The organism is Acidovorax sp. 56, assembly GCF_002749705.1.
GTDB lineage: Bacteria > Pseudomonadota > Gammaproteobacteria > Burkholderiales > Burkholderiaceae_C > Acidovorax.
In genome coordinates this window covers 4,891,700-4,904,079 of the sequence record NZ_PEEV01000001.1, presented here as the reverse complement: position 1 = coordinate 4,904,079, position 12,380 = coordinate 4,891,700, and the positions used below count along the sequence as shown (strand labels likewise).

Genomic DNA, 12,380 nt, shown 5'->3' with positions numbered 1-12,380 from the left:
CAGAACACCCAAGCCATGGCCCAATACTTCGAAGTTCACCCCGACAACCCACAGCCCCGCCTGCTCAAGCAGGCTGCCGCGTTGCTGCAAAAAGGCGGCATTGTGGCCGTGCCCACCGACTCCAGCTACGCCCTGGTGTGCCACCTGGACGACAAGGACGCCGTGGACCGCCTGCGCCGCATTCGCCAGGTGGATGACAAGCACCACCTGACGCTGCTGTGCCGCGACCTGTCTGAGCTGGCCAACTATGCACGGGTGGACAACCGCCAGTACCGGCTGCTCAAGCTGGGCACGCCGGGGCCTTACACCTTCATCCTGGAAGCCACCAAGGAAGTGCCCCGCCGGGTGAGCCACCCCTCACGCAAAACGATTGGCCTGCGCGTGCCCGACCGCAAGGGCCTGCAATTGCTGCTGGAGCTGCATGACGCGCCGCTGCTGGCCACCACCTTCATCCCGGCGGGCGAGAGCGAGCCCCTGAACGACCCTGAGCAGATCCGCGAACGCTACGAAAAGGTGCTGGACGCCATCGTGGACGCAGGTGCCTGCCCGCTGGAGCCCACCACCGTGATCGACCTGACCCCCATGGGCACCGGCGGCGACCCCGAAGTGGTGCGCGAAGGCCGGGGCAGCCTGCAAGCCCTGGGGCTTTGAGAGCGCGGGCAGCGGCAGGCATCGCACCTGCCGCCCCGCCCCCACGGATTACAGCTTGAACGCGCCCACCGCGCGCTGCAGTTCCTGAGCCCGCCCCGCCAGGCCCGAGGCCGCGCTGGCCGCCTGCTCCACCAAGGCCGCGTTTTGCTGGGTGGCGCCATCCATGTGGGCCACGGCCTGGTTCACATGCTCAATGCCCGCCGTCTGCGCGTGCAGCGCGCCCGAGATATCGCCCAGCAGTGTGGTGACCTGGCCCACGGCCTGCACGATCTCTTGCATGGTCTCGCCCGCCTTGCCCACCAGCCCGGAGCCGTTTTCCACCTGATCCACCGACTGACTGATCAGCGTCTTGATCTCGCGCGCGGCCACAGCACTGCGCTGGGCCAAGCTGCGCACTTCGCTGGCCACCACGGCAAAGCCGCGCCCTTGCTCCCCTGCCCGCGCGGCCTCCACCGCCGCATTCAGGGCCAGGATGTTGGTCTGGAACGCGATGCCCTCGATCACCTGGATGATGTCCACGATCTTGCGCGAGCTGCTGCTGATGGCGTCCATGGTCTGCACCACATCACCCACCACGGCGCCGCCGCGCTCGGCAATGTGCGACGCGTTCACGGCCAGGGTGCTGGCCGAACGGGCGCGGTCGGCGTTTTCGCGCACCGTCACCGTCAACTGCGACATGCTGGCCGCCGTATCGGCCAAGGAGGCCACCTGGTCCTGGGTGCGCCGGGCCAGGTCGCTGTTGCCTGAGTCAATTTCGCCGGTGGCGTCCGAGATGGAGTCGGAAGACTGTTTGATGCCCGTGACCAGCTCGGTCAGCGTGTCTTCCATGGACCCGAGCGCCGTGAGCAAACGCCCAAAGTCGCCATGCAGGTCGGACGAAAACTCCTGGCTCAAATCCCCCGCTGCCACGGTCTCGGCAATCAGCAAGGCCTGCTTGAGCGGAGACACGATGGCGCTGCGCAGCACGCCAAACGCCACCACAGCCACCACACACACTGCCAGGCCCAGCACCACCAGCCACACCCGCATGTTTTGCAGCAGGCCATGGGCCTGGTCAGCGGCCCGCAACAGGGGCAGCTTTTGCGCTTGCTCCAGCCCCGTCACCGAGGCCACCGCCGTGCGGTAGGCGTCTTCCGCCTGCCCCATGCCCAGCCACACCACGCCCACCAACACCGCCACCAGCAAAGCCACCGTTCCAAAACCCAACAGCAGCAGCGTTCCAATCCGCAGTCGATCCAATCCCATGTCTTTGTCTCCGTCCTTTGGTTTTTTGCGGTGCGCGCGGCTGGCAAACGCCAGCGGTGGCACCGCAGTGTGTTGCGGCATCGTACCCACGAACGCGGTCTGGCGCTGGCGAGCACCGACCGTCGTCGCACATCCGAGACAATCTACAGCGTGCCGCCGTGGCGAGCAAAGCCCCGGGCTCACACAAGCCTGCAGGCCAGGGCACGCCAGAGACGCGGGCACCTTCTGAGACAATCTTCGCGTGGACACCTCCAATCTCATCCAAACCATCCTGATCTACGCCCTGCCCGTGCTGCTTGCCATCACAGTGCACGAGGCGGCCCACGGCTACGCAGCGCGCCACTTTGGCGACAACACGGCGTACATGCTGGGGCGCATCACCCTCAACCCCATCAAGCACATCGACCCGGTCGGCACCATCCTGATGCCGCTGCTGCTGCTCTTCGCAACCTCAGGGGCTTTTGTGTTTGGCTACGCCCGGCCTGTGCCGGTGAATGTGGGCGCCTTGCGCAACCCCAAGCGCGACATGATCTGGGTGGCCCTGGCGGGCCCCGCGTCCAACTTTGCGCAGGCCGTGGCCTGGGCGGCCCTGTGGGCAGTGCTGGCTGGTGTGGGCGTTGAGGAAGAATTTTTCATCGGCATGGCCCGCGCAGGCGTGCTGGTCAACCTGTCGATGTGGGCCTTCAACCTGTTTCCGCTGCCGCCTCTTGATGGCGGGCGCATCCTGGTTGGTCTGCTGCCCTGGAAGGCCGCGCAAGCGGTATCGCGGGTGGAGCCCTACGGCTTTTTCATCGTCATGGCCCTGGTCTATTTCCAGATCGTCTCGCAGTTCTGGATGACCCCCCTCATGACCATGGGCCTGAACCTGATCAAAGCCCTGGTGCTGTCGCCGCTCAACGCGTTGCTGCGCTGAGCGCGCGGACCACACCGGGCCCCACCGCCAGACCCCATTGTCCTTTTTGACCCCGTTTTTCCCTCCATGAGCACTACCCGTTTTCTGACCGGCATCACCACCACAGGCACGCCCCACCTGGGCAACTTTGTGGGCTCCATCCGCCCCTCGGTGCAAGCCAGCCTGCGTCCCGGCGTACAGAGCTTTTACTTTCTGGCCGACTACCACGCGCTCATCAAGTGCGAGGACCCCGTGCGCATCCAGCGCTCTACGCTGGAGATTGCGGCCAGCTGGCTGGCTGCGGGCCTGAACCCCGAACACGTCACCTTCTACCGCCAGTCCGACATCCCTGAAATCCCCGAGTTGAACTGGATGCTCAGCTGCGTGACGGGCAAGGGCTTGCTCAACCGGGCGCATGCCTACAAGGCCTCGCAAGACAAGAACACCGAAGCCGGCCGTGAAGCCGACGACGGCGTGACCGCCGGGCTGTTCATGTACCCCGTGCTCATGGGTGCAGACATCCTCATGTTCAAGGCCCACAAGGTGCCCGTGGGGCGCGACCAGGTGCAGCACATTGAAATGGCGCGCGACATGGCCAGCAGCTTCAACCACCTGTACGGCGAGCACTTTGTGCTGCCCGAAGCCGTCATCGACGACAACGTGGCCACCCTGCCAGGGCTGGACGGCCGCAAGATGAGCAAGAGCTACAACAACACCATCCCGCTGTTCTCGTCGCGCGAGCAGCTCAAGAAGCTCATCGGCAGCCTGCTGACCGACTCGCGCGCGCCCGGTGAGCCCAAGGACACCGAAGGCTCCGCCCTGTTCCAGATCTACCAGGCCTTTGCCAGCGCCGAAGAAACCGAGGCCCTGCGCCGCGCCTACGCCGACGGCATTGCCTGGGGCGACGCCAAGCAACTGCTGCTGGAGCGCGTGGACCAAGTGATTGCCCCCATGCGCGAGCAGTACGACGCGCTGATCAACGACCCCGCGCGCATTGAGCAAACCCTGCTGGCCGGCGCCGAACGCGCCCGCGCCCTGGCCACGCCTTTCATCAAAGAGCTGCGCTCGGCCGTGGGCCTGCGCAGCCTGTCGCAAGCCAGCACCGCCAAAGCCACCAAGGCAGCCAAAGTGGCGCTGCCCTCGTTCAAGCAATACCGCGAGGCCGATGGCAAGTTCTACTTCAAGCTGCTGGCCGCCGACGGGCGCCTGCTGCTGCAAAGCACGGGCTTTGATGCCCCCAAGGAAGCAGGCCAGGCGATTGCACAGCTGCAAAGCCAGCCTGACGCGCTGAGCACCCTGGCCGCCAAGCTGCCTGCGGTGGCCGGTGTGGACCCGGCCGACGTGCGCGCCGCGCTGCAAGCCCTGGCAGAGGCCAACGCCGCCTGAGGCGTGGCGGCGACAGCACCGCCCATCCCAAACGCTATCAAATCAATAGCTTCTAGCGCTTACCAATCAAGCGCTAGAAGCTATTTTTCATCAAGCCCCAACGTATCTGCAAGCACGACCAACGCTCGTCGCGCAACTGCAAGGTCCAGGGTCAGGCACACCGCAAACGCCTTGCCTTACACTGGCCCTTACGTCTTGAGGCCCTCCATGCAAGCACCCTTTCATGTTGCACCGCTGATCGCCGCACTGGCCCTGCTGGGAGGCTGCAGCACCGCACCCAGCCGCTCCTCTGGCCCGCCCCTGGCGCCTGACCGGACCTTCACCGTGCCCGTGTACGCCAACGAACCAGGCCGGGCAGACGCCACCGCCAAAGCAGAGTGCCGCAGACAAGGCCTGCACCACAAGCTGCTGCGCGACGACGGCGCCCGCATGACCTACCAGTGCGTGAACGAGGCACCAGCGCGCTGACCATCCCACCTCACCCCGGCACACCATGACCACCCCTCACGCCCTCTGGCAACGCCTCATCGCATGGGGCTTTTACGGTGGGCTGGCCTGGGCCTGTGCCGCTTGCACCACCACACCCACCACGGACCACACGCCTGTTGCGACCAGCCAGCCAGCGGCCACCCGGTTGACCAACTCGCTCGGCATGGAGTTTGTGCCGGTGCCCGCAGGCAGCTTCTGGATGGGCAGCGACGAGGCCCCGGGCGAGCTGGCCCAGGCGTTTCCGCTGCTGGGCAGCGCCCGCTTCACGGCCCTGGCCGATGAAGCCCCGGTGCACCCAGTGCGCATCAGCCAGCCGTTTTACCTGGGGCGGCACGAGGTCACGGTGGGGCAGTTCCGCCGGTTTCTGGAGCTGTCTGGCTACCAGCCCGAATCCGTGGCCGACAGCACGGGCGGCTACGGCTACAACGCACAGTACGACCCCGCCAGCACGGCGCGTGGCGACGCCTTTGAGGGGCGTAACCCACGCTACAGCTGGGCCCAGCCTGGCTTTGCGCAAGGCGACGAACACCCCGTGGTCAACGTCACCTGGAACGACGCCCAGGCCCTGGCCCGCTGGCTGACCGAGCGCGAAGGCGTGCGCTACCGCCTGCCCACCGAGGCCGAGTGGGAATACGCCTGCCGCGCCAACACCCGCACCCGCTACCCCCACGGCAACGACCCAGCCCAGCTCACCCAGTACGCCAACGTGTTCGACCAGACGGCCGCCCCCCTGTGGCCGCGCTGGCAGCAGCACGCCCTGCCCGGCAGCGATGGCCAGGCATTCACCGCCCCGGCGGGCAGCTACCCGCCCAATGCCTTTGGCCTGCACGACATGCTGGGCAACGTGTGGGAATGGGTGGCCGACTGGCATGACGAGGGCTACTACGCCCAATCCCCCGCCACCGACCCCCAGGGCCCGGCCACGGGCTCGGTGCGGGTGCGCCGGGGTGGCTCGTGGCACACCTGGGCGTTTTATGCGCGCTGCAGCTACCGCAACTGGAACAGCCCGGAGACCCGCTACACCCTGGTCGGCATGCGCCTGCTGCGGGAGTGGGGCGAGGCCACTGGCGCCGCCAGCCGCCCTTGACCGCCCCTGACCTGGCATCAAGATTCAAGAATCGCAAAACGTAAACAACCGTCAACTCACCCCGCCTGTTACACAGGCAGGGCGAGAAAACGGCAGGCCCTCGGAAATAATGGGCCATGACTTATCCGACAGGCAACCCATGCGCATAGCCGCGCTGGATGACGACGCGCTTCAGCTCGATCTCTTCAAACAGGCCCTGGAAGCCATGGGCCACATCTGTCACACCCACCTGACCGGAGCCGATCTGCTGCGCGAACTGCGCCGCGAGACGTTTGACCTGCTCATCGTGGACTGGCACCTGCCCGACACCACCGGCCCCGAGGTGGTGCGCTGGGTGCGCGAACATGTGGGTGCTCCAATGCCCATCCTGTTCGTGACCCACCGCCAGGAAGAGCGTGACATCGTGGAAGGACTGGGCAGCGGCGCCGACGACTTCATGACCAAGCCCGTGCGCATTGGCGAGCTGCGTGCCCGCGTGGGCGCCCTGCTGCGCCGCGCCTACCCCGACGCCCGGGACGAAGTGCTGGAGTTCGGCCCCTACCGCTTCTTCCCCGAATCGCGCTCGATTGAAATCAGCGGCAAGCCGGTTGAGCTCAAGAACCGCGAGTACGATCTGGCCCTGTTCCTGTTTCAAAACATGGGGCGGCTGCTGTCACGCGATCACCTCAAGGAAATCATCTGGGGCCAGGTGCCCGATGTGATGTCCCGCTCACTGGACACCCACATCTCCCGCCTGCGCACGCAACTGGATTTGCGACCTGCCAATGGGTTCATGGTGACGGCGGTGTACGGTGTGGGCTATCGGTTTGAAGCGGTGGAGAGAGAGCGCAGGGCCTGAGAACCTGTTCTAAGAAGCGGGTTTCACAACCTGCGTAGGGCCATGGTGCCGCAGGGGGTGCAGTCCACCCGCCGCGCGCCCACCTCTCCCGCTATTTGCACCGCAGTCCAGAAGCCCTTGCCGCCCGCCCCTACCAAGGAGTCTCTTTTGCACCTCAGTGCCCCTTTCCAACGCCTGCCTTCTGCCTTGTTGGTGGCCGGTCTGGCGCTCAGCGCCTTTGCCGCGCCCCTGGCCCTTGCGGCCGAGCGGGGCGACGAAATCCCCCACACCGTTCAACCCGGCGACACGCTGGAAGGGCTGGCCCAAAGCTACCTGGCCGCCCCCCAGCTGTGGCCGCGCCTGCAGGCACGCAACAAGGTCAAAGACCCCAAGCACCTGCAGCCGGGCTCGGTGGTGTGGATTCCGGTGGGCCTGCAACCGGCCGAATCGGCCAGCGTGGAGTTTGTGCACGGCAATGTCAAAGCGCTGCCGCCCACCCCCAACGGAAAGGCTGGCAACGCGGCACCGGCCAGCGCCCCCCTGGCCGCAGGCAGCACCTTGGCCGAAGGCACCAAGCTGGAAGTCGGGCCCGATGGCTTTGTCGCCGTACGCCTGGCCGATGGTTCCATCGTGCGGGTGAATGCCCAGTCGGACGTGCAACTGCGCCAGCTGCGCCGCCGGGGCCGCGCAGGGTCCGTGCAGTCGGTGCTGGAGGTCCAGCGCGGCAGCGTCGAATCCACCGTCACCCCCAGCAACGACAAACTGCGGCGCTTTGAGGTGCGCACCCCCCGTGCCGTGACCAGCGTGCGCGGCACCCGTTTTGGCGTGGCCCTGAGCGAGGACGGCAAAACCACGGCCGCAGTGCTGCAAGGCGCCGTGGCCGTGCAGTCGCGCACAGGCGAAATCCCCGTGCCCGGCAACACCCCTGCCGCCCTGCTGCAGCCCGGCCAAGGCCTGGCGGTGCAGGCCGACGGCACGGTGGGCAGCCCCCGCCCCCTGCTGCCCGCACCCGACCTGCAAACCCTGCCCAAAGCCGTGCACGAGCCCGGCCTGCTGGCGCTGGATGTGCCCCCACAGCCCAAAGCCACGGCCTACCAGGCCGTGGTGGCGCGCGATGCAGACCTGACCCAGGTGCTGCGCTCAGGCACCTTTGCCAACGGCCGTTTGCGCTGGCCGGGGCTGGAAGATGGGCCGTACTACCTCTCCGTGCGCTCGGTCGATGCGGCAGGCATTGCGGGCCTGCCGAGCACCCAGCCGCTCACCGTCAAGACCCAGCCGGTGCCGCCGCTGTACCAGCAGCCCGCAGCAGCAGGCGTGGTGTCCAACGCCGGTGGCCAGCTGCTGTGCACCCAGGTTCCCGGCGTGCGCTGGTACCGCATCCAGGTGGCGGCAGACGCGGCCTTCACCCAGCCTGCGCTGGACGAAGCCCGCCTGGACAACTGCAAGCTCTCGGTCGCCTCGCTGCCCGTGGGCAACTACTTCTGGCGCGCAGCCAGCGTGCGTGAGCTGGCCCAGGGCCAGGCCGACCAAGGCCCGTTTGCTGCGGCCCAAAGCTTCGTGCTGGCGCAGCAGCCCCCAACCCTCTCGGCCCAGTCCATGCAGGCCAGCGATGGGGACACCACCGTGAATGTGCGCTGGCAGGCCCAGGCCGGGCAACGCTTTCGCCTGCAATTGGCACGCGACATAGACTTTGACAAGCCCACGCTGGACACCACGCTGGACGCCCCCCAATGGACCGCAACCGACCTGGCGGCGGGCACCTACTTTGTGCGCATCCAGGTGCTGGACCCCTCAGGCCTGCAAAGCGACTTCTCGCCACCACGCTCCATCCGCGTGGGCACGGGCTTCAGCACCAGCTCCGGCCTGCCGGTGTCGGACTCCAGCGGCGAGGCCGTGCGGCGCCCCTGAGGCGCCAGCACCGGCACCGCATCACCCCAACCGCCCGCACCGCCATGCCCAAAGCAGCACGCACGCGCGCCCAGCAGCGGCGCTTTGAATGGACCCTGCTGGCGCTGGCGCTGCTGGCCCTGGTGGCCTGGCTGAGCCCTCCGGGGCAGTTGGCAGGCCCTAACCACCTGATCCAGGACCTGGGGCTGCGCGCCCTGGCGCGGCCACCCCACCCCGACATCGTGCTGGTGGCGGTGGACGACCGCAGCATCGCCACCATCGGCCGCTGGCCCTGGCGGCGCGCGCTGCATGCGCAGTTGCTGGAGGCCATCAGCGCACAACAACCCCAGGCCATCGGCCTGGACATTCTGTTCAGCGAGGCCGACGCCGATTACCCGCTGGACGATGCCCTGCTGGCACAGGCCATTGCGGCGAGCCACCGGGTGGCGCTGCCTGTGCTGCAGCGCAACTATGCGGGGCTGTCTGCAGGGGGATCTGAAGGGATGTCCGAGCGGCCCCTGGACATGTTCGCCCAGGCCGCAGCCGCCTTGGGCCATGTGCACGTGGCCCCCGATGGCGACGGTGTGGTGCGCGGCCTGTACCTGCAAGAAGGCCCGGCGGATGCGCCCTGGAGCCACCTCAGCCAGGCGCTGCAGTGCATTGCACAGCCCCCAGTGCAAGGCTGCAAACCGCAGGCTCCGTCAGAACCCGCCAGCGCCTTGGGCAACAGCACCCCCGTCCCCTGGGCCGTGGGCCAGCATGAGCTGATTGCCTACGCCGGCGGGCCCGCCCACTACCCCACCTATTCCTACATCGATGTGCTGCGCGGGCAGGTGCCCAGCAGCGCCTTTCGCGGCAAATACGTGCTGGTGGGCGCGGCGGCATCGGGCCTGGGCGACATGTTTGCCACCCCGGTCAGCAGCGGTGCCCGGCTGATGCCGGGTGTGGAAGTCGTCGCCCATGTGCTCGACAGCCACCTGGCCCAGGTGCGGCTGCAGACCGCCCCCACCGCCGCCAACATCGCCTTCAATTTGGTGCCTGTCGCGGCGGCCCTGCTGGCCTTGCTGGTGACGGGCCCCTTGGCGGCCTTGCTCACCAGTGCGGGGCTGGCGCTGGCCACGCTGCTGCTGTCCATGCTGTTGCCTGCCTGGACGGGATGGCAGTTTGCCCCCGCCGCCGCGCTGCTGGGCCTGGTGCTGGCCTACCCGCTGTGGAGCTGGCGGCGGCTCAGCGCCGCCGCCCAGTTTTTGCGCACCGAAATCGAACACCTGCAGCGCGAAGGCATGCTGGTGCTGAAGACCCCCACGGCAGGCACCGGCGATTTTCTGGAGCGGCGCATCAACGCGGTGGAGAGCGCATCGCGCCAGCTGCGCGACCTGCACCAGTTTGTGAGCACCAGCCTGCAGCAACTGCCCTCACCCAACTTTGTCTGCGATGCGCAAGGGCACATCCTGCTGGCCAATCTGGCGGCGCAGCGCCACACCGGCCTGGGGGCGTTCGAGCCGCCATCGGCACTGCAGGGCAAACCCATCACCCAGGTGCTGCACGACCTGCAAGACCCGCGCACCCAAGAGCCCCTGATCACCCAGGACAAATTGCGCAGCGGCCAGTTGCCCGCGCAAAGCGAGGGGCAAGACGGACAAGGCCGCAGCCTGCTCATGCTGTGCAAACCGTTCACCGACTTTGCCAACGTGGGCTGGCTCATCACGCTGGTGGACATGACGGAAATCCGCCGCGCCTTGCAGCAACGCGACCAGGCGCTGCACTTCATCTCGCACGACATCCGCGCGCCCAACGCCTCCATCCTGACGCTGCTGGAGATGCAGCGCGCCTACCCTGGCCGCATGCCTGCAGACACGCTGATGCAGCGCATCGAGAGGTACGCGCAGGCGTCCCTCGGCATGGCAGAAAACTTTGTGCGCCTGGCCAGTGCGCAAACGCAGGAATACCGCATGGTCCCCCTGGACCTGGTGGCCGTGCTGAACGAAACCGTGGACGACGCCTGGGCCCTGGCCAGCGAGCGCGATGTGCAAGTCACCCTGCAATCACTGCCCGACACCGCGCCCTGCCTGGGCGACCGCGCCTTGCTGTGCCGCGCCGTGGCCAACGTGCTGAACAACGCCATCAAATACAGCCCGGAAAACGGCGTGGTGCAGTGCAGCCTGCAAGCACGCGGCACGCACTGGGTGCTGGCGGTGCGCGATGAAGGCCCCGGCATTGCCCCAGGCCAGCAAGACCGCCTGTTTGCCCCCTTTGCCCGCCTGCACGACCAAAGCCACCCCCACATCTCTGGCGTGGGCCTGGGGCTGGCCCTGGTGCACACCGTGGTGCAACGGCACGGCGGCAGCCTGGAAGTGGAAAGCGAAGAAGGCCGGGGCGCTGAATTCAGGCTGGTGCTGCCGCTGGAGAGCCATACGGCGTGAACCGGCTCTGGTTCTCATCCACCTGCAGCGCCCGGCCCACGTACGGGAAGGCGCGCTGCGTGCAGTGCTCGCGTTCGCACACCTTGCACCCCATGCCGATCGGTACCGCCGCCTCGGGGTCTTGCAGGTCCAGGCCTTTGGCGTACACCAGGCGCGTGGCATGGCGCACATCGCAGCCCAGGCCGATGGAGAAGGTTTTTTGCGGTGCGCCGTACCCGCCCGCGCAGGTGGATACGCTGCGCGCAATCCACAGGTAGCGGCGCCCATCGGGCATGCTGGCCAGCTGCGCCTGCACGCGATCAGGGCGCGCAAAGGCTTCGTACACGTTCCACAGCGGGCAAGTGCCCCCAGCGCGGCTGAAGTGGAAATGCGTGGCCGACTGGCGCTTGGAGATGTTGCCCGCACGGTCCACCCGGATGAAGAAAAACGGCACCCCCGGCGCGCCCGGGCGCTGCAAGGTGCTCAGCCGGTGGCACACGGTCTCAAAGCCCACGCCAAATTGCTGGTCGAGCAAATCGATGTCGTAGCGCAGCGCCTCTGCAGCGCTGAGAAAAGCCTGGTAGGGCAACAACAGGGCCCCGGCAAAGTAGTTGGCCAGGCCCACGCGGGCCAACTTGCGTGAGGCCGGGTCGGCGGTGAATGGCGCCACCTGGATGAGGGCGTTGATGGCCTGCTCGCACTCCAGCAAGGCCAATTGCGTGCCCAGCTGAAAGGCCCGCTGCGAGGCATCGAGCGTGTGCGACAGCCGCAGCAGCCGCGTGTCGGGGTCAAACTGCCGCTTGCCTGCCGCTGGGTCTTGCGTCAGCGCCACCCGCACGCCATGGAGTTGCTGCAGCCGCACGGTCAGCCAATCGGCCAGGGGGCCGGGGTGAGCTTGGGCCTGCACGGCCAAGGCTTCTGCCGCACGGTCCAGTCCATCGAAGTAATTCTGGTGCGCAAAGAAGAAATCCCGAACCACCTCAAACGCCATGGCCCGGGGCGCCGATGCGGCCGAGCGGTCGTCCCCCAGCTGCAGCGACAGCGCCTCCAGCCGCTCCATCGCCTCCAGGTTGCGGCGGTGCAAGGCGATGACGGCGCGCCCCACCCCGGGCATCTGCGCGGCGATCTCCTGCAGCTCGGGCAGCCCGATGGGCTCAGCGCTGCCCGCCAGGGCCTCTTTGAGCCCGGCCATCAGCCGCGCCTCTTCGTCTTCAGAAAACTGCTGGATGTCCACGCCCAAAGTGCGGTGCAACTTGAGCAGCACCGACACCGTCAAGGGCCGCTGGTTTTGCTCCAGCTGGTTGAGGTAACTGGGGGACAGCCCCAGCGTCTGCGCCAACGCAATTTGGGAAAGCCCCTGCTCGGCCCGCAGCTTGCGCAGCTTGACGCCCATGAATGTCTTTTTCAAACCCTGCCCCTTTTTGCGCGCATGGATAGCGCCTTGATCGCGCATGTGCCGCGCACTTTTCGTGCACAGCAATTCGCAAAATTTGCAAATTGAAGGTTTGCTTTCGCAAAAATTCG

The 12,380-nt window shown here is 67.0% G+C and carries 10 protein-coding genes; 8 read left to right on the top strand and 2 right to left on the bottom strand.

Annotation, left to right across the window (positions count from 1 at the left end; genetic code table 11):
* Positions 1-15: 15 nt before the first annotated feature.
* Positions 16-651: an L-threonylcarbamoyladenylate synthase gene (locus CLU88_RS21870; protein ID WP_099658406.1), complete on the top strand. Its 636-nt coding sequence runs from the start codon at positions 16-18 to the stop codon at positions 649-651.
* A gap of 48 nt (positions 652-699) precedes the next feature.
* Here the strand turns inward: CLU88_RS21870 and CLU88_RS21865 are convergent, their stop codons facing one another.
* Complete coding sequence (locus CLU88_RS21865; RefSeq protein ID WP_099659071.1) at positions 700-1,896, bottom strand: methyl-accepting chemotaxis protein; 1,197 nt, start codon at positions 1,894-1,896, stop codon at positions 700-702.
* Between the two features lie 241 nt (positions 1,897-2,137).
* Between CLU88_RS21865 and CLU88_RS21860 the strand changes: the two genes are divergently transcribed.
* From CLU88_RS21860 to CLU88_RS21830, 7 genes are all read left to right on the top strand, one after another.
* Positions 2,138-2,809 carry a site-2 protease family protein gene (locus tag CLU88_RS21860; RefSeq protein ID WP_099658405.1) on the top strand — a complete coding sequence of 224 codons (672 nt, stop codon included), beginning with the start codon at positions 2,138-2,140 and terminating at the stop codon, positions 2,807-2,809.
* A gap of 66 nt (positions 2,810-2,875) precedes the next feature.
* Positions 2,876-4,174, top strand: a complete 1,299-nt coding sequence (locus CLU88_RS21855; protein ID WP_099658404.1) for a tryptophan--tRNA ligase — start codon at positions 2,876-2,878, stop codon at positions 4,172-4,174.
* A gap of 207 nt (positions 4,175-4,381) precedes the next feature.
* Positions 4,382-4,642 carry a hypothetical protein gene (locus CLU88_RS21850; RefSeq protein ID WP_099658403.1) on the top strand — a complete coding sequence of 87 codons (261 nt, stop codon included), beginning with the start codon at positions 4,382-4,384 and terminating at the stop codon, positions 4,640-4,642.
* 184 nt (positions 4,643-4,826) lie between these two features.
* Positions 4,827-5,750 (top strand): formylglycine-generating enzyme family protein, encoded by a 924-nt coding sequence (locus tag CLU88_RS21845; RefSeq protein WP_233205635.1) that lies wholly within the window; start codon positions 4,827-4,829, stop codon positions 5,748-5,750.
* A 139-nt stretch (positions 5,751-5,889) separates the two neighbouring features.
* On the top strand, positions 5,890-6,588 hold the full coding sequence (locus tag CLU88_RS21840) for a response regulator transcription factor (protein WP_099658401.1): 699 nt from the start codon (positions 5,890-5,892) through the stop codon (positions 6,586-6,588).
* A gap of 147 nt (positions 6,589-6,735) precedes the next feature.
* Positions 6,736-8,475: a FecR domain-containing protein gene (locus tag CLU88_RS21835; RefSeq protein ID WP_233205554.1), complete on the top strand. Its 1,740-nt coding sequence runs from the start codon at positions 6,736-6,738 to the stop codon at positions 8,473-8,475.
* Positions 8,476-8,519: 44 nt separating this feature from the next.
* Positions 8,520-10,877 (top strand): CHASE2 domain-containing protein, encoded by a 2,358-nt coding sequence (locus CLU88_RS21830; RefSeq protein WP_099658399.1) that lies wholly within the window; start codon positions 8,520-8,522, stop codon positions 10,875-10,877.
* Here the strand turns inward: CLU88_RS21830 and CLU88_RS21825 are convergent.
* Positions 10,840-12,264: a short-chain fatty acyl-CoA regulator family protein gene (locus CLU88_RS21825; RefSeq protein ID WP_099659070.1), complete on the bottom strand. Its 1,425-nt coding sequence runs from the start codon at positions 12,262-12,264 to the stop codon at positions 10,840-10,842. The two genes, CLU88_RS21830 and CLU88_RS21825, sit on opposite strands and share 38 nt — an antisense overlap.
* Positions 12,265-12,380 lie beyond the last annotated feature (116 nt).